Origin of the sequence: Microbacterium sp. (genome assembly GCF_047607225.1) — a bacterium.
Lineage (GTDB): Bacteria > Actinomycetota > Actinomycetes > Actinomycetales > Microbacteriaceae > Microbacterium.
In genome coordinates, this window is record NZ_JASGDO010000029.1 from 12850 (window position 1) to 32937 (window position 20088).

General features: G+C 68.2%; 19 protein-coding genes. 9 read left to right on the plus strand and 10 right to left on the minus strand.

Translation table 11 applies throughout. The annotated features are described in order from the left end of the window. The first annotated feature begins 17 nt into the window (after nt 1-17). The 6 genes from QM591_RS05080 (at nt 18) to QM591_RS05105 (ending at nt 5530) form a co-directional block, all read left to right on the plus strand. Nucleotides 18-1007 (plus strand): aldo/keto reductase, encoded by a 990-nt coding sequence (locus QM591_RS05080; protein WP_415130248.1) that lies wholly within the window; start codon nt 18-20, stop codon nt 1005-1007. After that, entirely contained in the window at nt 1004-1876 is an 873-nt protein-coding gene (locus tag QM591_RS05085; protein ID WP_415130250.1) for an amidohydrolase family protein, read from the plus strand. Before QM591_RS05080 ends, QM591_RS05085 begins: the two co-directional genes overlap by 4 nt. Nucleotides 1877-1945: 69 nt before the next feature. Continuing rightward, on the plus strand, nt 1946-3304 hold the full coding sequence (locus QM591_RS05090) for an ABC transporter substrate-binding protein (RefSeq protein WP_415130252.1): 1359 nt from the start codon (nt 1946-1948) through the stop codon (nt 3302-3304). Between the two features lie 144 nt (nt 3305-3448). After that, nucleotides 3449-4261 carry a carbohydrate ABC transporter permease gene (locus QM591_RS05095; protein WP_415130254.1) on the plus strand — a complete coding sequence of 271 codons (813 nt, stop codon included), beginning with the start codon at nt 3449-3451 and terminating at the stop codon, nt 4259-4261. Then, nucleotides 4248-5198, plus strand: coding sequence for a carbohydrate ABC transporter permease (locus QM591_RS05100; protein WP_415130256.1), 951 nt, complete (start codon nt 4248-4250; stop codon nt 5196-5198). The genes QM591_RS05095 and QM591_RS05100 overlap by 14 nt, the downstream gene beginning before the upstream one ends. A gap of 8 nt (nt 5199-5206) precedes the next feature. Continuing rightward, nucleotides 5207-5530, plus strand: a complete 324-nt coding sequence (locus QM591_RS05105; protein WP_415130258.1) for an L-rhamnose mutarotase — start codon at nt 5207-5209, stop codon at nt 5528-5530. 29 nt (nt 5531-5559) lie between these two features. Here the strand turns inward: QM591_RS05105 and QM591_RS05110 are convergent, their stop codons facing one another. From QM591_RS05110 to QM591_RS05150, 9 genes are all read right to left on the minus strand, one after another. Further along, nucleotides 5560-6438, minus strand: a complete 879-nt coding sequence (locus QM591_RS05110) for a DUF3800 domain-containing protein (protein ID WP_415130260.1) — start codon at nt 6436-6438, stop codon at nt 5560-5562. A gap of 169 nt (nt 6439-6607) precedes the next feature. After that, nucleotides 6608-8104, minus strand: a complete 1497-nt coding sequence (locus QM591_RS05115) for an aldehyde dehydrogenase family protein (RefSeq protein WP_415130262.1) — start codon at nt 8102-8104, stop codon at nt 6608-6610. Continuing rightward, nucleotides 8104-9303, minus strand: coding sequence for a fumarylacetoacetate hydrolase family protein (locus tag QM591_RS05120; protein WP_415130264.1), 1200 nt, complete (start codon nt 9301-9303; stop codon nt 8104-8106). Before QM591_RS05120 ends, QM591_RS05115 begins: the two co-directional genes overlap by 1 nt. Before the next feature lie 63 nt (nt 9304-9366). After that, nucleotides 9367-10152 carry an enoyl-CoA hydratase/isomerase family protein gene (locus QM591_RS05125; protein WP_415130266.1) on the minus strand — a complete coding sequence of 262 codons (786 nt, stop codon included), beginning with the start codon at nt 10150-10152 and terminating at the stop codon, nt 9367-9369. After that, the gene (locus QM591_RS05130; protein WP_415130268.1) at nt 10149-11297 is read right to left on the minus strand and encodes a hypothetical protein; all 1149 of its coding nucleotides are present in this window, start codon (nt 11295-11297) and stop codon (nt 10149-10151) included. Before QM591_RS05130 ends, QM591_RS05125 begins: the two co-directional genes overlap by 4 nt. Then, nucleotides 11294-12526: a CaiB/BaiF CoA transferase family protein gene (locus QM591_RS05135; RefSeq protein WP_415130270.1), complete on the minus strand. Its 1233-nt coding sequence runs from the start codon at nt 12524-12526 to the stop codon at nt 11294-11296. Before QM591_RS05135 ends, QM591_RS05130 begins: the two co-directional genes overlap by 4 nt. 26 nt (nt 12527-12552) lie before the next feature. Further along, on the minus strand, nt 12553-13605 hold the full coding sequence (locus QM591_RS05140) for a Gfo/Idh/MocA family protein (RefSeq protein ID WP_415130272.1): 1053 nt from the start codon (nt 13603-13605) through the stop codon (nt 12553-12555). Then, nucleotides 13602-14564: an MBL fold metallo-hydrolase gene (locus QM591_RS05145; RefSeq protein ID WP_415130274.1), complete on the minus strand. Its 963-nt coding sequence runs from the start codon at nt 14562-14564 to the stop codon at nt 13602-13604. Before QM591_RS05145 ends, QM591_RS05140 begins: the two co-directional genes overlap by 4 nt. A 2-nt stretch (nt 14565-14566) precedes the next feature. After that, on the minus strand, nt 14567-15718 hold the full coding sequence (locus tag QM591_RS05150) for a mandelate racemase/muconate lactonizing enzyme family protein (RefSeq protein WP_415130276.1): 1152 nt from the start codon (nt 15716-15718) through the stop codon (nt 14567-14569). A gap of 121 nt (nt 15719-15839) precedes the next feature. Between QM591_RS05150 and QM591_RS05155 the strand changes: the two genes are divergently transcribed. From QM591_RS05155 to QM591_RS05165, 3 genes are all read left to right on the plus strand, one after another. Beyond that, nucleotides 15840-16586, plus strand: coding sequence for a FadR/GntR family transcriptional regulator (locus tag QM591_RS05155; RefSeq protein ID WP_415130278.1), 747 nt, complete (start codon nt 15840-15842; stop codon nt 16584-16586). 359 nt (nt 16587-16945) lie between these two features. Next, complete coding sequence (dnaB, locus tag QM591_RS05160; RefSeq protein ID WP_415130280.1) at nt 16946-18325, plus strand: replicative DNA helicase; 1380 nt, start codon at nt 16946-16948, stop codon at nt 18323-18325. Between the two features lie 80 nt (nt 18326-18405). Then, on the plus strand, nt 18406-18567 hold the full coding sequence (locus QM591_RS05165) for a helix-turn-helix domain-containing protein (RefSeq protein WP_415130282.1): 162 nt from the start codon (nt 18406-18408) through the stop codon (nt 18565-18567). Nucleotides 18568-18763: 196 nt separating this feature from the next. Here QM591_RS05165 and QM591_RS05170 read toward each other — a convergent pair whose 3' ends face one another. After that, nucleotides 18764-20083 carry an MFS transporter gene (locus QM591_RS05170; RefSeq protein ID WP_415130284.1) on the minus strand — a complete coding sequence of 440 codons (1320 nt, stop codon included), beginning with the start codon at nt 20081-20083 and terminating at the stop codon, nt 18764-18766. Nucleotides 20084-20088 lie beyond the last annotated feature (5 nt).

Below are 20088 nucleotides of genomic sequence, written 5' to 3' on the forward strand. Positions count from 1 at the left end.
GACTCCCCAGGAGAATCATGACCCCCCACGCCGCCGGTCGCCTTCCCCACCTCACCCGCGTCGGGCTCGGCGGCGCGCAGTTGGGCAACCTGTCGCGAGAGATCGACGACGAGCAGGCGGAGGCCGTGGTCGATGCTGCGTGGGCCGAAGGGATCCGAAGCTTTGACACTGCCCCGCACTATGGGCTGGGGTTGTCGGAGAGGCGGCTGGGCAGAGCGCTTCGCAAATACCCGCGAGACGAGTACGTCCTTTCGACGAAAGTGGGCCGGCTCCTCGTCGACTCGCCCGAGACGGCGCATCGGCTGGACGATGGCGGCTTCGCGGTGCCGGCGGCGATGCGACGCACCTGGGACTTCACCCGAGACGGCATCCTGCGCAGTCTCGAGGGGAGCCTGGACAGGCTCGGGCTCGATCGCGTCGACATCGTGTATCTCCACGACCCCGACGATCATTGGCAGGTCGCTTCGACCGAGGGTATGGCCACGCTGATCGAGCTCCGAGATCAGGGCGCCGTGACCGCCGTCGGAGTGGGGATGAACCAGTCGGCGATGCCGGCCGAGTTCATCCGTCGCTCCGACATCGATGTCGTGATGCTCGCCGGCCGCTACACCCTGCTGGAACAGCCTGCGTTGCGCGATCTGCTTCCCCTGGCCGCGCAACGCGGTGTCGCCGTGGTCAACGTCGGCGTCTACAACTCCGGTCTGCTCGCTCGCGCGCGGGTGAGCCCCGGTGCCACCTACGACTATCTGCCCGCGCCTGCCGACCTGGTGGAGCGGGCCGAGGCGATCGCCGACATCTGCGACCGCTGGGGGGTGAGTCTTCCCGACGTGGCGATGCAGTTCGCGATCGGCCACCGCGCCATCGCCTCGGCCGTGGTCGGCTGCCGCACGCCGGAGCAGGTGGTCGATGCGGTCGCGCGCGCATCCGCGGTGATCCCTCCGCAGCTCTGGCGGGATCTCGTCCAGGCCGGGCTGCTCGATGCCGACGCGGAGGCGACGCTGACATGACGCTGGATGCGCATGTGCATGTGTGGGACGTCGAGCGCAGCCCCTACGACTGGCTTCGAGGCCTCGAGCAGATCGATCGCACGCTCACACTGGCCGACGTGTCGAGTGAGCTGCGCGCGTGCGGTGTGGATGCCGTCATCCTCGTTCAGTCCGACGACACCGCCGACGACACCGCCGTGATGCGCGAGCTCGCCGCGGGCGACCCGCGTGTGCGCGGGATCGTCGGGTACGCGCCGTTGCACGATCCGTCCCGGGCGGCAGCGGTGCTCGAGGAGTTCGCCCACGATCCGTTGATGGTGGGTGTGCGCACGCTCATCCACATGCGTCCCGAGGCGGAATGGATGCTTCGCCCCGGATTCCGAGAGGGCGTTCGGCTGCTCCAGGAGACCGGCCTCACGTTCGATGTCGTCGCCGTCACCGAGTCGCACCTGCGGCAGGCCGCTGTGCTCGCCGACGCGTTTCCGGGGGTGACATTCGTCGTCGACCATCTCGGACAGCCGCCCATCGACATCGAGAAGCCGTCGTGGGCCGGGGCGCTCGCCGAGGTCGCGCGTCGACCGAACGTGGTGGCGAAGCTCTCGGGGCTCTATCGCACTGTGCCCCGGCTCGCACCGGCCGGCGTCGACGATGTGCGGCCGGTGATCGACCACGCGCTGGCCTGCTTCGGGGCGAGCCGCCTGCTCTACGGGGGCGACTGGCCGATCGCGGAGCTGGCCGGGGGCTACGCCGCAGCGACGCGCGCCGTGCGCGAGGCGATCGCCGAGCTCAGCCCCACCGAACGCGCCGCGATCGGGGAGGGCTCGGCCGTCGCCGCCTATCGATGCGCCCGCGCCAGCGAAGGACGCATTGCTCATAGGTCAGATGTATGATCTAATAGCAACGCGCCGCTCGCCCGCGCGCAGCAGTCGTCAACGACGCCGACCAGGAAGGCTATGGCAATGGCACCACAGCACCGCAGACCCCTCACTCGCATCGCCGCGACCGGCTTCGTCCTTGCTGGCGTCGTCGCGCTCAGCGCGTGCAGCACTGACGCCACCGAAGTCAACGATGAGTTCGGCTTCGCCACGGCGGAGCAGGATGCGTCGAGCACCATCACCGTCTGGGTCGACGCGGCTCGCGAGCCGCTCGCCAAGGCGTTCCAGGAGGCGAACCCCGACGTGCCGATCTCGATCGAGACGTACGACGGCAACGCCGGCGGATCGGGGTCGTTCCAGACCAAGGTGTCGCTGTTCGACCAGTCCGGCGAGGGATGGCCCGACGTCGTCTTCTCCACGCAGACGAACGACACCTCGTGGGCGGCCAAGGAGAACAACGGCACGCAGGCATTCGCCGCTCCGCTGAACAAGGGCTTCCTCGACGACGACTTCCTCGGCGGCTTCACGGCCGGCGCGCTCGACCCGATGACGGTGGACGGCACCGTCTACGGCCTGCGCAACGACCTGGCACCCGTGTCGCTCTGGTACAACGAGAAGCTCCTCGACGAGTTCGGCTACGACATCCCCGAGACGTGGGAGGACTACCAGGAGCTGAGCGACAAGCTCGCCGCAGATCACCCGGGTTACATCCTCGGCTCGGTGGGCGACTCGTTCGTCGGCACGTACGTCTACTACTGGGGTGCGCAGGCGCCGATCTTCCAGCTGGACGGCGACACGTTCTCCTCGGACTTCAGCGACCCCAAGTCGGTCGCGATGACGAACCTCCTGGATCACATGCTGGCCAACGGCACTCTCGTGACCGACAGCGTGTTCAGCGCCACGTTCGTGGAGAAGTACGCCGACAAGATCGTGGCGATGCCCGGACCGGCCTGGTACGCCGGCGCCATCTTCCAGAACGCCGACAACGTCAACGCGCCCGCCGGCGAGATCGGCGCCGCCGATCCGCTCTACTGGGACGGTGGGGAAGAGGTGACCGGGAACGTCGGCGGTGGCGTCTGGTACGCCTCCAGCCACTCCGCCAACCTGGATGCCGTCAAGCAGTTCCTCGAGTTCGTGATCTCGTCCGACGACGCGGCCACGCTCGCCTCGGGTCTTCCCGCCTACGACTCCACCGCCTCGACCTGGCTCGATGCGCAGGCGGCGAGCGGGTACTTCGTGGGCGACTTCAAGGCCGCCGTGCAGAAGGCCGCGTCGAGCGTGTGGGGCGGCTGGGGCTTCCCCAACTTCAGCCCCGAGACCGCGTACGCCGAGATCGTCGTCCCGGCGCTCGGTGAGGGCACTCCGATCGCCGACGTCACCGACGCCTGGCAGGAGAAGTACCTCAACGAGGCCCAGGTCAACGGGTACACCGTCGCACAGTAAGGCACCGCCATCACTACGATCGCTGACCTCACGGCTCCTGCCGTCGACCCTCTCGAGGAGGGGCGGCGGGAGCCACGGCGGGGCCGCAAGCGTCCCGACCGCACCCAGGCTCGCATCGGATACGCCTTCAGCGCCGCCTACACGGTGCTGCTGCTGGCCTTCGGGATCTTCCCCGCCCTCTACGCGGTGTTCCTCTCGTTCACCCGCAATGGAGCCTTCGTCGGGTTCGAGAACTTCCAGCGAGTGCTGAGCGACTACCGCTTCTGGCCAGCGGTGCAGCACGTCTCGCTGTACATCGTGGTGTGGCTGGTCGTCCTCACGCTGTTCGCGGTGCTCCTCGCGCTCCTCGTGCACGGCCTCCACGCGCGGTGGGCGTCCACCGGCGTGCGCTTCTTCTACTACATCCCGGGAGCCCTGGCGGGGGCGTCCAGCGTGATGCTGTGGCTGTTCCTGCTCGACCCCACCGTGAGCCCCGTCTCGGGCGTGCTCCACGCGCTGGGCATCGAGACGTTCGTCAAGGCCGTCTCGCTCGACAACCTTCCCGTGGTCTTCACGCTCATCGCCTTCTGGGCGGGAGCCGGCGGCTGGATCATCATCCTCTACGGCGCCCTCAACAACGTGCCGCAGGAGGTCATGGAAGCTGCCCGCATCGATGGCGCCGGTCCCGTCAAGACGGCGTGGCACATCCAGATCCCGCTCATGCGCAAGTGGATCAGCTACATGATGGTGATGTCGCTGGCTGCGGGCACGCAGCTGTTCGTCGAGCCGCGCGTGCTCTCTCAAGCGTCCAAGGGCGTCGTGCCCCCTGACTACTCCCTCAACCAGCTCGCCTACCTCTACGCCTTCAAGCAGAACGACTTCAGCGGCTCGGCCGCCATCTCGATCCTGCTGCTGGTCGTCGCCGCCGGTCTCTCGGCCCTGTTCGTGTTCCGAGGAGGACTCTTTGAGCGCGACTGAAACCATCGTCCGCCCGCGCGGCGGACGCAAACGGCCCTACGGCCTGCACGACCCGCAGACCGCTCACCCCTCCCCGCGCGGATGGATGGGACGAACCCTGGCATGGGCGGTGATCGGCTTCTTCCTGATCTTCTTCGTGCTGCCGATCGTCTGGCTGGTGCTGGCTCCCACCAAGACCGCGCGTCAGCTGCTGCTCGACAATCCGTTCAGCTTCGGCGGCCTCGACACACTGGCCTCGAACTGGAACGAGCTCATGGCGTTCCAGAACGGCATCGTGTGGGTGTGGCTGGGCAACGCCACGATGTACTCCGGGCTCGCGCTGCTGCTGACTCTCGTGGTGAGCATCCCGGCCGGATACGCCCTCGCACTGGTCGAGTTCCGTGGGCGTCGCGCCCTGCTGGCGGTGACGCTGATCGTCATGCTCATCCCCAACACGGCGCTCGTGCTCCCGGTGTTCCTCGAGCTCAGTGCGCTGAAACTCGTGGGCACGCCGCTGTCGGTGATCCTTCCCTTCTCGTTCTTCCCGTTCGGCGTCTACCTCACCTACATCTACTTCTCCACGGCCGTGTCGCGCGATCTCCTCAACGCGGCACGCATCGACGGCGCTGGGGAGTTCCGCGTCTTCGCGCAGGTGGCGATGCCGCTCGCGACACCCGTGATCGCGCTGGTGGGGTTCTTCAACCTCGTCGGCAACTGGAACAACTACTTCCTGCCGTTCGTCATGGTCCCCGGGCGCAAATCGCCGATTCAGGTGGGTCTCGCCGAGCTGCTCTCGAACGTGCCGCTGTTCAACCCGACCTCGGCAGGATCGGTCACCATCAGTCTTCCCGTGTTGGCGATGGCCACGATCCTCTCCGTGGCGCCCGTGCTCGTGATCTTCCTGTTCTCGCAGCGCTTCCTCGTCTCGGGCATGACGGCCGGCGGCACGAAGGAGTGAGTGCGCGGGTGCGCCGCTTCGGCATGATCGCCCGGTTGCGGCCGGAGCGCCGGGAGGAGTATCTCGACCTTCACGCGGAGGTGTGGCCCGAAGTCGAGGCGACGATCTCGGCGACCGGCATCCGCAACTTCACGATCTTCGTGACCGGGGATGTCATCGTCGGCTACTTCGAGTACGTCGGCGAGGACTATGCGGCCGACCAGGCGGTGATGGCCGCCGACGAGGCGACGCAGCGATGGTGGGCCCGAACCGGACCCTGTCAGCTGCCGTTCCACGAAGGTTCCCCGCACCCCAATTGGGAGATGCTCGAGGAGATCTGGCACCTCGACTGATCGATGCCGCCTCAGCCGAGGCGGAGGTGTTAGTCATGCGGAGTACGTGCGTGCGGATTGCGACCGTACATCTTCGTCTTAGCCGCTTCGGCCTTGAGCCGCTGATCACATGGCTCACAGTCGCACGATCCGGTGCTGTACTCCGGCGTGTAGTGGACGGCTCCGTGCACCGCGTCCTTTTCCGAATGGAACGCAGGCCAAATGATGTCGAAGTACTCGCTGCTTGAAGCGTTGCGGTTATAGCGGCGGAAGACCGCGTAGGAGACGACATCCGCTGCCTGAAGCAGCCGCGTAGCTCGTGAGTCACCGAACAGTGGGACGTCGGCGAGATTGCGGAGTTGACCGATTCGCTCAGCTGTTGACCGCCACTGGGCGGTCCAGGTTTGGATATCACGCTCAGCCACAACTCTGCGATCGTGGATGACAAGCCCACGGTTGGGTAGGTTGCGCTGAGTCCGTAGCGTCTTCAGCATCACGTCGAACTTCCCGAGGAGAACCTCATAGGCCCACCTCTCGCGCTCGACGGGGCTCCAGTCCGAATGGAAGTCGCGTTCGACCGCCACACCGAACAGAACCACAGGAAGGTCGGGATTGCTTGGTGTGAAATCGGCCAGGCGCTTGTACACCTCTGTGAGGATTGCAAGTCGAACCGAACGCTCCACGTTGGCCCAGATGCTCGTCTGTCGATGCGGAGACTCACTCTTCGGCTTGCGAGCGTTTCGCATGTCTGAGGCGTGCACCTCGTACTCGTCCAGGTTGGGGGGCACCCGCTTGAGCTGGTCGATCACAAGCTGATCCAGTTCCTTCTGCAACTGGGCGGCGTCGTCCTCGTGGACGGCCACACCCCCGAGGACAAACGGATGAGGTCCCGGGTGCGTACCCGACTCGTCAACGAATAGCAGGTACAACTGTCATCCCCCAAAAAGTACGAAGCCGTGGACGTGTCCACGGCTTCGTATGCGTTCGACTCAGCGCTTCGTGGGCACCGCGTTGGCAGTCCCACCGGCTGACCGGAACCGCGTTGGCAGTCCTGTCGACCTACTCATCTTACGGCGGCAAATACGCGAGGTGCAACGGTCAGCCGAGGCGGAGGACGCCGTCGATGCGACGGGGCACGCCCACGGCGTGGTCGCGCAGCTCGTCGGGGAGCACGGCGTCGGGGGCATCCTGCCAGGCGAGCGGCCGCAGGAAGCGCCGCATCGCGGTGACTCCCACCGAGGTGTGCTGCGTGTTGGTCGCCGGCCACGGGCCGCCGTGGTGCATGCCCCACGAGACTCGGACACCGGTGGGGTAGCCGTTGTAGACGATGCGACCGACGCGGGGCATCACGATGTCGGTGAGTCGGGCGGTCAACGCCGCGTCCTCGCTCTCGCTGTGGATCGTGGCCGTCAGCGAGGGAGGGATCGTCGCCAACGCGGCATCGATCTGCGTCACATCGTCGTAGCGCACGAAAAGGATGAGCGGGCCGAATGCTTCCTCGGTGGCGGCGGCGGTGAGGTCGACGGCCGCGATCTCGAGCACCGCCGGAGTGACCGAGAAGCCCTCATCGCCGGCGTGGGGTGCCACCAGCACCCGTGCGCCGCCCTCGTCGACGAGTCGCTGACGGATCTCGTCGAGCGAGGCGTGGATGCGGGCGTTCAGCAGCGGCTGAGCACCGGCATCCCGGGCGCGATCGACGATGGTGGCGACGATGTCGTCGGCGGAGGCCGGGAGGAACGCGATGCCGGGCTTCGTGCAGAGCTGGCCGGCCGACCCGGTGAACGACGCGAACAGGCCCTCGGCGATGGCGGAACCCCGTGCGGCCGCCGCCGCAGGCGTCACGATCAGCGGGTTGACGCTCGCCAGTTCGCCAAAGAACGGAATGGGCCGCTCGCGGCGCTCGATGATGTCGAGGAGGATGCGACCCGTGGAGAGCGAGCCGGTGAACCCCACGGCGGCGATGATCGGGTCGGCGACGAGCGCCGCTCCGGCGCTCTGTCCGTAGACGATGCCGAGCATTCCCTCCGGTGCGCCGTACGCGTCGGCGGCGTGGCGCAGAGCGGTGAACGAGCGCTCGGAGGTGAGGGGGTGCGAACTGTGGGCCTTGATGACCACCGGGTTCCCCGCCGCGAGCGCGGACGCCGTGTCGCCGCCGACGACCGAGAAGGCGAACGGGAAGTTGCTCGAACCGAACACGGCCACCGGGCCGAGCGGCACGAGCATGCGACGGACGTCGGGACCGGGGCCCATCGGGGTGTCGGCGGCGTGGTCGATGACGGCTTCGAGGTAGCCTCCGTCATCGACGGCATCGGCGAACAGGCGGAACTGGAACGCGGAGCGGGTGAGCTCGGTCTGCAGGCGCGGCGCCGCGAGCCCCGTCTCGGCGAGGGCGGCTTCGACGAGGCCGTCGCGTTCTGCCTCGAGCCCGTCGGCGAGGGCGCGCAGAAGCCCGGCCCGCCACGCACGGGAACGACGCTGCAGCTCGGCTCCGGCAACGGCGGCCGCCGCCGTGATCGGCGAGAGCTCCTCGGGTGCGGTCGGTGCGAGTGCGGTCGGAACGGTGACGCCGGTGCGCGGGTCGGTCGTGGTGAGCATCAGGACGTCGCTTTCGTGAGCAGGTCGCGCTGGGCGAGATTGGCGTACAGAGCGGCGATCCCGAACTCCCACGGAGCGACCGTCTCGCTGCGGCGGACGCGGTTGACGAGCGCGCCGAGACGAGGGCTCTCGATCCGCACGATGTCGTCGAGGTGATGAGTGAAGCCGCGACCGGGCTCGTCGCGATCGTCGATCGGGGCGAACATGGTGCCGAGGTAGAGCACGAGCCCGTCGGGGTACTGGTGATGTGCTCCGATCGTCTGCGCAGCGAGGTCTGCGGGGTCCCGGCTGATCTGCGCCAGCGGCGACGTCGCGCTCATGGTGAAGCCATCGGCTCCCGTCACCGTGAGAGCCACCGTCTCCTGGCGCAGGTGGTCGAGGGTGAACTCCGCGTCGAAGAGTCGGATGAGCGGCCCCACCGCGGCCGAGGCGTTGTTGTCCTTCGCCTGTCCGAGCAGGAGCGCGCTCCGCCCCTCGATGTCGCGGAGGTTGACGTCGTTGCCGAGCGTCGCGCCGACGATGTCGCCCCGAGACGAGATCACGAGCACCACCTCGGGCTCCGGGTTGTTCCACTCCGAGCCCTCGCGCAGGCCGACGTCGACCGCCGTCCCCACCGTCGCCATCACCGGCGCCTTGGTGAAGACCTCGGCATCCGGGCCGATGCCCACCTCGAGATACTGGCTCCACAATCCCTCGCGGACGAGCACCTCCTTGAGACGGGCGGCTTCCGGTGATCCCGGGGTGAGGTCGCCGAGCTCCGAGCCGAGGGCATCCATGATCTGCGCACGCACACCGTGCGCGGCGTCTGCCTCGCCTCGCGCTCTCTCCTCGATGATGCGCTCGAGCATCGAGACGGGGAAAGTCACTCCCGCGGCTTTCACGACGTGCAGATCGATGGGGGAGAGCAGCCATGGACGCCCCGTATCGCGCACGTCGGCGGGAGTGTTGGCGAGTGCGTCGGCGAACGATCCCACGCGGCGGGCGCTGCCGACGGCGTCGGCGACAGCGGATGCCGGGTCGGCACCTTCGGTGAGGTCGCGCATGGTGGCGAACGACGAGCTCAGGTCGACGAGGTCGTCACCGCGGAGTGCGACGATGCACGGGCCGCCTGCCCGAGGATCCCATGCGCGCCCGACCAGCGTGGCGCCGGCGACGTCGTGCGGGAGTGCGGCTGCTGCGCCGCCGGTCCAGTCGGTCATGTCTCTCCTCGGGGCTGTCGTGCGGGGGATTTCGTGCGGGGTCGTCGTGCGGCCTGCGATCGGTCAGCGACCGCGGAAGACGGGCACGCGCTTCTCGGCGAATGCGGCGCGGCCCTCGGCGGCATCCTCGGTCGCAAAGGTGATCCCCTGGAGTTCACGCTCGTACGCGATCGCCTGATCCTGGGGCAGGTTCTGGGCGGCCCGCAGGTTGGCCTTGGCCGTCTCGGCGGCGATCGGGGGTCGCGCCGCGATCACGGCGGCGATCTCGTGTGCGCGGCCGAGGAGCGCGTCGGGCTCGACCACCTCGCTCACCAAGCCCCAGCGCAGGGCGCGCTGCGCGTCGATCGGGTCGCCGGTCATGAGCATCAGAGCGGCGTTGCCGGCGCCGATCGACGCCGTGAGCAGCGCGGACATCCCGCCGCCGCCGATCCAGCCGAGTTTGATCTCGGGGGCGGCGAAGGTGGCCGTGGTCGCGGCGATGCGGATGTCGCAGGTGAGCGCGGTCTCGAGTCCGCCGCCGAGCGCGTAGCCGTTGATCGCGGCGACGATCGGCTTGCGCGCCGCGCGCAGCGCATCGCAGTAATCGCGGCGATTGCGGAACTCCCACGGCGTCGCATACTGGTCGAGCGTGCGGATGTCGGATCCCGCACTGAAAGCGCGTCCCGAGCCGGTGTACACGATCGCTCGCACGGCGGGGTCGTCGTTCGCGCGGGTGATCAGGTCGACGAGGGCGGCCGACATCTCCTGCGTCACGGCGTTGAGCTTGTCGGGGCGGTTCAGCCGGATGGTCAGGACGAAACCGTCGAGGTCGGCCTCGATCAGATCGATGCCGCTGTCGTAGTCGCTCACGGGGACACCTCCGGATGTGCCAGGTGGGGGGCAGAATGCGCCACTTGGGGGGTGGAAAGCGAGAGCGTGGCGAATCGCTCCTCGAGCTCGTCGAGGACGGAGTCCGGCTCCCGCACCCCGACGACGACGTCTCTCACGAGCGCGGAGGCGACGGACTGGAACGGGATGTAACCGGGGAGGCGGGGCCGCACCCACGACTCTTCGATGCTGGCGCGAGTGCCGCTGTAGAACCGGTGCGCGGCGGCATCGACAGCGGCATCGTCCCATGCCGCCCGAGCGCTCGGCTGACCGTCGTGGCGCGGGATGAACGATCGCTGCGTCTCGTCGGCGAGCAGCCACGCCAGGTGGGCGAGCAGTTCGGGAGTGGGCGTGGACCGTGTGGTCACCGCGATTCCCGTGCCGCCGATGGTCGATCCGAGGCCCGCTGGCCCCCGCGGCACATCGCCGAAGACGAGGCGGTCCGACGCGTAGGTGACGTAGCCGTAGATGAGCGGGATGCAGCCGATGTCGCCGCGGTCGCGCATACGGTCCAGCAGCCCGATGGGGTTGAGGTCGGCGGTGCCCGCGGGCGCCCGTGCACTGAGGCGGACAAGGAGATCGAGGGCGCGCCGGGCGGTCTCGGGTGCGAACAGGCGGGCGCCCCGGCCGGGGTCATCGCCGAGCGACACGGCGATCGAGCACAGGCTCAGGAAGGCGTGCGGGCCGGCGAGGCTCATGGCCACGAGGCCACGGTCGGCCAGCGTGACCGCGGCATCCCAGTCCGCGGGAGCGGTCGGCACGAGCGCGTCGTCTCGCACGCTCACCTGCGTGGCCGCGTCGAGCGGCAGCGCCCACAGGTGACCGTCGATCTCGTACGACGCGACGCTGGGACCCACCGCCGCACGGGTCCATTCTCGGAGTCGCACGTCGGTGAACAGCTCATCGATCGGACGGAGACAGTCGGCGGCGAGGGCATCGCCCAGGTGCGGGTGGTCGAGCACCAGGAGGTCGTAGCGCGACGCGAGCTCGTCGATCGGCGCCGACTCGAAGCCCTCGAGGGGTTGTACGTCCCACGACAGCAGACCCGGATCGCGCGTGCGAGCAGCCGTCTCGAGTGCGTTGCGGCCCCGCGGATGGTCCCAGGTGAGGCCGACGAATGCGCTCACGTCCGGCCACCGGTGCCGACGGCATCCAGACGTGTCTCGGCGAGCACGCCGTCGGCGAGGAGTGTCGCCACGTCGCCTCCGCCGTAGCCCAGTTCGCCCAGGATCTCGCTGGTGTGCTCGCCGACGAGCGGAGCAGCGCGGTCGATGCGTGCCGGCGTGCGCGAGAAACGGTAGGGGAATCCGGGCGTCTTCACGGTGCCCTCGGTGGGGTGCTCGTACTCGACGAACGTGCCGTTGTGGACGATCTGCGGATCGTCGACGAGGTCGGCGTAGCCGTAGACCGGGCCCGCCCAGATGCCCGCGTCGAGGAGTGCGTCGAGCCACTCCGCCGATGTGCGGGTCGACAGCGCGGCGGCGGTCTTCTCGTAGAGCTCGTCACGATGCGACCAGCCCTCCACCTCCGGGTCGAGCCCCGCGAAACTCGGTTCACCGATCACTGCGCCGAGGGTCTCGAGGTCGGCGAAGCCCAGTGCGATGTACCCGTCCGCGGTCGCGAAGACGCCGTACGGCGCGCGGATGTAGACGTGCGCGTTGGGCTGCGAACCACGCTCCTGGGGCACGTGACCCACCGTGTAGACCGAGAGCTCCTGCATCTGCAGCGTGGTCAGGGCGTCGAGCATGTTGACCGTCACGAGCTGCCCCTCGCCGGTGCGCTCCCGGTGCAGCAGCGCGGCCAGCACCGCTTCGAACGCGGTCGACGCGGTCACGGCATCCGCGAGGAACTGACCGGCCGGACTCGGCGGCTCGCCCGCGCGGCCCGCGGAGAGCATCGCGCCGCTCATCGCCTGGAGCAGCAGGTCCTGTCCCGGCCGATCGCGGTAGGGCCCGTCTTCGCCGTAACCCGACATCGACACGTACACGAGCGACGGGTTCACCTCGCGCAGGGTCTCGTAGTCGAGGCCGAGACGTGCCGCCACCCCCGGGCGGTAGTTCTGCAGGAACACGTCTGCGGTGGCGACCAGCTCGCGCACGACCCGTTGTCCCGCCTCTGCCTTGAGGTCGACAGCGAGCGAGCGCTTGTTGCGGTTCAGCGAGAGGAACGACACGTTCACGGCGTTGCCCTGCGCGCCGCCGGCCGAGGCGAAGCGCTGCCACTCACCTCGCGTCGGCTCGACTTTGATCACGTCGGCGCCGAGGTCGCCGAGACGCTGTGCGGCGAAGGGGCCCGCCATCGCGATCGAGCAGTCGATCACGCGGATGCCGGAGAGGACGCGGGGAAGGTCAGTCATCGGATCACCAAGGGGTCGGGGCAGGTTCAGTCGTGGACGAGGACGTCGGCGCCGTCGGCGGCCGAGGATCGGAGGAGCGCATCGACGAGCTCGACGGAGCGCGCCGCGACCTCCACGCCCGAGTTGTTCTCGGTCGACGCGCCAGTGATGAGGTCGATGAACCGCGCAGGCGGGACGAGGCATTCGTACTCGCCCTCTCCCTCGCCGATCTCGATGTCGACACGGGTGCCGTCGTAGCGGCTCAGCGCCACACGCTCGCGCTCGACGTCGATCATCAGCACCCCCTCCGTGCCAAAGAGGCGGATGTCGATCTGGTACTTGTCGCCGTCGGCGAGGGTGGCCGCCCCCGAGAGCGTGCCGAGCGCACCGTTGTCGAACCGGATGACACCCGCGTCGAACAGATCGACCGGGGCGCCGGCGGCGAGAACCCGCCCCGATATGCTGCGGGCGCGCAGGCCGGTCAGCCAGAACAGCAGCGCGGAGGAGTGGGTGACCTGTCCGTGGGCGTAGCCCCCGCCCCGCGCCGGGCTCGACCAGGTGGTGGGGTCGGGGGCGGTGGCGGAGCTCCATCGCTCGAGCATGTGCGACGGGTCGTTGCCGAACAGGCCACGCGTGGGCGAGGCCATGTGGCAGAGCGCGTACTGGATCTCACCGATCGAGCCGTCGTCGATCAGGCGCTTGGCGGCGGTCGTGAACGGCTTGTAGTTCCAGCCGTACGGCACGAGGAACACCGTGCCGGCCCTCTCGGCACGCTCGACCAGGTCCCAGGCCTCCGTGGCTGCGAGGGTCATCGGCTTCTCGCACAGCACGTGCAGACCGAGATCGAGCGCGCGGGCCGCCAACGGATGGTGGAGATCGTGCGGGGTGGTGATCACGACGGCATCCAGGCCTGCCGCGAACAGCTCCTCCGGGTCTTCCGTGGCGAATCCGAAGCCGAACCGGTCGCGGATGTCGGGCAGGTCGTCGCCGAGCCCGCAGACGCCGACCAGCTCGACGTCGGCGCGTGCGGCGAAGAGCGGGAAGTGGTTGCTGGTGGCCCACCAGCCGGCGCCGATCGCGCCGAGCCGCACACGTGTCATGCGCCGCTCCATTCCCACGTGCGCCGCCCGGCGCGGTCCGCCTCGGTCACGATGCCCTGAGCGACCAGACGCTCGAGATTGCCGGTGAGAGGGAAGATCAGGTACTGGGCGGCGTCGTCTGACCAGGGGCCGAGCTCCGCGTGGGTGCGTGCGATGAGCTCGAGGGTCGTGAGAGGCCCGGTCGCGTCGCGAAGTGCGCGCGTGATGACCTCGTCGATCCGCGCCACGTACGCCTCGGAGGTGTCGAGGAAGTCCATCGCCGCGCGGCCTTCGTACACCGGATAGTGCGCGGTGAGCAGCAGCTGCGGCGCCAACGCGCGGATGCGGGCGATGGTGGCCAGGTACGGGTCGGTGTCGCGATAGGTCGGGGGGAAGGCCGGCGCGCCATCGGCGGTCGGCACGGTCTCGCCGAGCACCGCGTCGGAGATCGCGAGCGCGGCGTTCTCCTCATCCCACAGGGCGAGATGTCCCGGTGAGTGGCCCGGCGCGTGCACGACGCGGATGACGCGATCGCCCAGGTCGAAGGTCTCGCCGCCGTGCAGGGTGCGATCGACGCGGTGCAGTCGCGTCGAGGAGCGCACGAGAGCCGTCGTCTCCGGGGGGTCGTCGAATCCGTCGCGCTCGGCGAACTCGCCGTATCGGCCGCGGATCAGCTCCTCCACGTCGACGGTCATCTCCGCGTCCGCGGCACCGGCGAGGAACTCGGCCGCCGGTGCATGGGCGGCCAGCGCAGCGTTTCCGCCGGTGTGGTCGAAGTCGCAGTGGGAGCTCACCACCCAGCGCACCGTGTCGAGGCCGATGCCGTGCTCGGCGAGATAGGGGAGCAGGGTCTGCTGGATGCTCTCGTCCACTCCGGTGTCGAACAGGAGCGCACCGGCCGGGCCGGTGAACAGGTACATCGCGATGAACCGCTCGCCGAGCGGGGCGGCGATGCGGTGGATGCCGGGGCGAAGTTCCACGGTCACTCCCCGTCGGCGTGGGTGAACATGCGCAGGCCCGCACGCTGGGACCGCACGTGCGGTCCCTCGGGAGAGGCCCAGCTTCCCGAGAGGTGCTGTGCGGCGATCGCGGCCTCGTCGATCGACACGCCCGCGCCGGGGGTGTCGCCGAGCACGACGCCGCCGTCGGTCACGATCTGGTCCAGGGAGAGGCCGAACGGCGCGCCGAGATCCTGGATCTCGGCCGTGAGGTGGTTCGGCACCGCGGCGGCAGCCGCCGTCACGGCGTAGTTCGCCGTGAGGCCGACCGGACTCACCGGCAGGTCGCGACTGTGGGCGGCGATCGCCACCCGGAGGAAGTGCGTGATCCCCCAGACGGCCCCCGCCTGCACCACGTCGACGGCGCCGGCATCGAAGAGCGGACGGTACTGCTCGAGCCCCGTCAGGTTCTCGCCGGTGGCGACCGCGGCGCGCACCGCTGTGCTGAGACGGGCGTGGCCGACGGCATCCCACCTCCGCAGAGGCTCTTCGATCCAGGTGAGGTCGAGATGCTCTTCGATGCGCGTCAGGTACCGCACCGCCTGCTTGAGGTTCCACGACTCGTTGGCGTCGAGCAGCAGGGTGGGTGCGGACGTGTTCGCACGGAGAGCGTCGGCGACGATGCCCAGGCGCCGGATGTCATGATCGGCGTCGCGGCCGCCCTTGAGCTTGCCGCCCGTGAAGCCGCGCTCGGCCATCGCGTCGTAGAACGTGCGCAGTTCGTCGTCGTCGAGCGCGATGTCGAGCCCTGACGCGTAGCCGGGCACGAAGCGGTCGGCGCCGCCGAGCAGGCGCCAGAGCGGCTCTCCAGCGATCTTCGCCTTGAGATCCCAGAGGGCCATGTCGAACGTGCCGATGCCGCCGAACGTCGCGCCGGTGTGGCCGGACTTGAACACTCGGGCCAGCATGGCGTCGTACAGAGAGGTCACGGCGCGGGGGTCGCGTCCGTCGAGCGCGGGATAGATGCGGTCGAGGTCGTGGTGGGATCCCATGCCGACGCCCTCGATGCCCTCATCGGTCTCGAGGATGACCAGGGGCACCTCGGTGACGCCGGAGGAGATGTGTCCATTCGCATCGCCGACCGGACGACCCCAGTCGTGGACGGTCCGCAGCGTGCGGTACCCCGTGATCTTCATATCGCCCTTGACTCTCGACACCGACGGTGGTCCAAACAGCATACATCACATGTCTGCTGAAAGATAGCCAATCTGGTGCGTCTCGACGGCGCAACGGCATCCGCTCCCCTAAGGTGGGCGCATGGCTGTCGATAACGGGGGTGCGCGCGTCGTCGCCGCACGCGCGCCGATCGACCGCATCGGTGTCGCGGTGCTGCGCGAACTCGTCGAGACGATCGTTTCGGGCACCATTCCGCAGGGCGGAGGGTTTCCTCCCGAGGCGGTGCTCGCTCAAGAGTTCGGCGTCAGCCGCACCGTCATCCGCGAGTCGATGAAACGACTGCAGGAGAAGGGCATGGTCACCGTCGCGCAGGGACGCGGCACGCACGTCAACCCGATGTCGTCGTGGAACCTGCTCGACCCTCTCGTCTTGGCGGCCCTCATCGGGCACGACGACGACCTCGGCATCCTCGACGACCTCAGTGTGGTGCGAGGAGCACTGGAGTCCGTGATGGCGGGGGCGGTGGCGACGTCGGCGGACGAGCAGGTCGTCGCCCGACTCCGCGCGAGCCTCGACGCCATGCGAGCGGTCATCGACGACTCCGCCGCTTTCCGCGAAGCCGATGTCAAGTTCCACCAGACCGTGATGGAGCTTTCGGACAACCTTCTGGCCGAGAACGTGGCACGCGTGCTGTTCGAACGCGCCTTGGAGAGCACCCGGTATCACGGCGTCGACCCGGAGCGGGCGTTCGAGCTCACGATGCAGGAGCACGAGCGTGTGGTGGACGCCATCGCCGCCGGCGATCGTCAGGCTGCGCGGCAGGCCATGGAGGAGCACATCCTGGGTTCGTGGGAGCGTCGGCGCTTTCCCACGCAGAAGCGCAGCTGACGCCACCGCGGGTCTCGACGACGCGCCAGGGATGAGACGCCGCCGGACGAGCGGACTTGACAAATCCAGAGTTATCCCCGTGGTTGTCCCCAGACCGACCGCGCACTCTCAACCTTCAAGTGCCACTTCACACACGTTTCTCCTCCACAGGCTGTGGAACAGAGAACACCAGGTCAGAGCCATAATCGCTTGCGAGATTCGTTCGGATCCCGGGCGTTTTCCACAGAAGCTGTACACAGGCTGTGCGGCGTTTCGCGCATCTTCTCCACACAGTTATCCACAGGCGCGTTTGCGAGTGTCGGAGGGCGTGCCTAGCGTGGCGTGTGGCTCGATGGGTGGGCTGCGGAAGGGGAGTGCGCATGTCGATCGCCGACATCTCGGAGGAGCGCCTCGGCGGCCCGTCCGGAGATCGCGGTCACGATCGCACCCCACCGCACGATCTGCTGGCAGAGCAGAGCACCCTGGGCGGCATGCTGCTCTCGCCCGACGCCGTGGCCGATGTCGTGGAGGCCCTGCGTGGCACCGACTTCTACGTCCCCAAGCACGAGCTGATCTTCGAGGCCATCCTCTCGCTGTACTCGCACGGCGAGCCCACCGACGTCATCGCCGTCACCGACGAGCTCATCAAGACGGGCGACCTGCAGCGCTCCGGTGGTGCCGACTACCTGCACTCGCTCACCTCGATCGTTCCCACGGCGGCGAACTCCGCCTATTACGCGTCGATCGTCCGCGAACGGGCGCTGCTGCGGCGCCTCGTCGAGGCCGGCACCCGCATCGTGCAGATGGGCTACAACGGTCAGGGCGAGGCGCTCGACCTCGTCAACAACGCGCAGGCCGAGATCTACTCCGTCACCGGCGCCGAGCAGGCCGAGGACTACGTGCCGCTCGAGGTCGCCGTCGGTGCCGCCATCGAGGAGATCGAGGCCGCACGTGGTCGCGACGGTCAGATGACCGGCATCCCCACGGGCTTCGCGGGTCTCGACCAGCTGACCAACGGCCTCCACCCGGGCCAGATGATCGTCGTGGCGGCGCGTCCGGCCATGGGTAAGTCCACGCTCGCGCTCGACTTCGCCCGCGCGGCCGCCATCAAGCACAACCACCCCACGATCTTCTTCTCCCTCGAAATGGGAAAGAGCGAGATCGCGATGCGTCTCATGAGCGCCGAGGGGGCCGTGCCGCTCCAGAGCATGCGCAAGGGCATGCTCGACAACCGCGACTGGACGACGATCGCCTCCACCCGCGGCCGCATCAACGACGCGCCCCTCTACATCGACGACAGCCCCAACATGACCCTCGTCGAGATCCGCGCCAAGTGCCGCAAGCTCAAGCAGCGAGTGGGGCTGAAGATGGTGGTCATCGACTACCTCCAGCTCATGACCAGCGGCAAGCGCGTCGAGAGCCGCCAGCAGGAGGTCTCGGAGTTCTCCCGTGCGCTCAAGCTCCTCGCGAAGGAGCTGCAGGTGCCGGTGATCGCGCTGTCGCAGCTGAACCGTGGTCCCGAGCAGCGTGCCGACAAGAAGCCCGCCATCAGCGACCTGCGTGAGTCGGGCTCGATCGAGCAGGACGCCGACATGGTGATCCTCCTCCACCGCGAGGCCGCCTACGAGAAGGACAGCCCCCGCGCCGGCGAGGCCGACCTGATCGTCGCCAAGCACCGTAACGGTCCTACCGACACCGTCACCGTCGCCTTCCAGGGTCACTTCTCCCGCTTCACCGACATGGCGAACGACTTCCAGTAGGGGGTGTGCGTACGTCGACCGATTTGCAGCAGGTTGCTATGCGCGAACGCTGGCCGAGCGGATCCCGCTGAACATGACGCTTGGGAAACCCACGACCGCTCCGTCCCATCCGCGGGCGCTCGCAACAGGAGTTCGCGCAGGACCTTGGCTCCCACAGGACCTATCTCAGTTCCGCCGAACGGAGTGAACGGAACTTGACCCTCGAACTTGGTATCGAAACTCGCGGACCAGCTCGGCGTTGATCGTCGAGGCGCTAACCGCGGGAGGCGACCTCATCGAAGGCGCCCCTAGGACGGCGCTTCGTGACCCCAGCTCCCCGGTGCGTTCACAGCCCGAGGCGGCGTCGTCTCCCTCTCCTGCCCACAGGTCCGAACGCCGAGTTGGGCGGACGAGGCGGGTGCTGGGCCGCTCAGCTTTGCGGGTCCCCGGATCGCCGCCTCAGTCGTGCGACGGGGAGGAGAGGTTGCTCGCGGGGACGTCGTCAGCCTCGTTCCGAGACGTGCCGCCCGGGGCCGTTGATCTCAGCATGAGTGCGCCCCCCACAATGAGAAGGACGAGCGCAACGGCACCCGACAACACGAGAACAGAACGTGCCCCCCACATCGCCACGGCAGCCGCAGCCGCAACGAAAGTCCCGATACGCAGCGCGTTGTCGATGCTCACGTCGAGCCCCTCGACGCGGCCGAGGTATTCGTCAGCGATAGCGGTCTGGAAGAGCGTCGTCACCGCGACGTTGTAGGGCGCATTGATGAGTGCGCTAAGGGCCACGCCAAGGGTGAGAATGAGCAAGTTGGGTGCCAGGCCGATGACGATCTGCGCCACCGCGAACAGCCCGAGGCAGGTGAGGTAGAGGGTCTGCATCCCGGAGGCTCTCACGACAAAGCCGACGACGAGTGCGGCGACCACGGCGACGACGCCGTTCCAAGACAGTACGAACCCGAACGCTTCCGCTGGCAGCTGCAAGTCTGCCGCGATGAGGAAGATGAGGCTGAACGAGTTCGCGGCGGCCGTGATGGTGACTCCGTAGGACGCGACGAGAAGCCCCAGGGCGTACCGATTCGACGTGAGGTAGGCAGCGGCGGGCCTGATCCCGCGAAGCAGTGCGCCGAACTCCCGCGCCCACTGGCGAAGGCCACTTCGGGTGCTCTGTTGTTCGGTGACCTCTTCGACCGGTTTCCTGAGTACGAACGTGAACAGGAGAGCGGAGAGCAGGAAAGAGGCCCCGTCAATGAGGAAGGAAGGAACCGGTCCCCACGCGGCGAACGCGAGCGCTCCCGCGGCCGGCCCCACCGCCGCGAGCGTCCAGGTCATCGATTCCAGGATGCCGTTCGCGCGAGGGAGGAGGTTCTGCGTGACGAGTCTCGGCACGAAGACGAATGCCGACGATGTGAAGAAGACGCTTGCCACCGCGGAGGCGATGACGAGCACGAGGGCGATCTCCCCGGCCCCGAGGCTGTAGGCGACCGCCGCCAGGCCGAGACTGATGACGCCCCTCAGGGTGGTCGTCGCGATGAAAGTGCGGCGCAGGTCGAAACGGTCTGCGACAGCCCCCGCGAGCGGCGCAATGAGCAGAGCGGGGATGACTGAGGCCAAGAGGAGTGTGAGGCGCGCGCCTTCCTTATCTGGACTCGATTCGTAGAACCACAGATCCAGTGCAAGCACCCGGAAGGAGTCCCCGAGGTCTGAAACAGCCACTGCCATCAGGAACCCGAAGAAGGTCAAGGGCAGAGCGAAGAGCGTTTGATGTCTCGGAGTCATGGCGT

Bases quoted from the DNA above. Each gene is read 5' to 3' on its own strand.
- QM591_RS05080 (WP_415130248.1), top strand. From the start codon at position 18: ATGACCCCCCACGCCGCCGGTCGCCTTCCCCACCTCACCCGCGTCGGG.
- QM591_RS05085 (WP_415130250.1), top strand. From the start codon at position 1,004: ATGACGCTGGATGCGCATGTGCATGTGTGGGACGTCGAGCGCAGCCCC.
- QM591_RS05090 (WP_415130252.1), top strand. From the start codon at position 1,946: ATGGCACCACAGCACCGCAGACCCCTCACTCGCATCGCCGCGACCGGC.
- QM591_RS05115 (WP_415130262.1), bottom strand. From the start codon at position 8,104: ATGCTCACCACGACCGACCCGCGCACCGGCGTCACCGTTCCGACCGCA.
- QM591_RS05120 (WP_415130264.1), bottom strand. From the start codon at position 9,303: ATGACCGACTGGACCGGCGGCGCAGCAGCCGCACTCCCGCACGACGTC.
- QM591_RS05135 (WP_415130270.1), bottom strand. From the start codon at position 12,526: ATGACTGACCTTCCCCGCGTCCTCTCCGGCATCCGCGTGATCGACTGC.
- QM591_RS05140 (WP_415130272.1), bottom strand. From the start codon at position 13,605: ATGACACGTGTGCGGCTCGGCGCGATCGGCGCCGGCTGGTGGGCCACC.
- QM591_RS05150 (WP_415130276.1), bottom strand. From the start codon at position 15,718: ATGAAGATCACGGGGTACCGCACGCTGCGGACCGTCCACGACTGGGGT.
- QM591_RS05155 (WP_415130278.1), top strand. From the start codon at position 15,840: ATGGCTGTCGATAACGGGGGTGCGCGCGTCGTCGCCGCACGCGCGCCG.
- dnaB (WP_415130280.1), top strand. From the start codon at position 16,946: ATGTCGATCGCCGACATCTCGGAGGAGCGCCTCGGCGGCCCGTCCGGA.
- QM591_RS05170 (WP_415130284.1), bottom strand. From the start codon at position 20,083: ATGACTCCGAGACATCAAACGCTCTTCGCTCTGCCCTTGACCTTCTTC.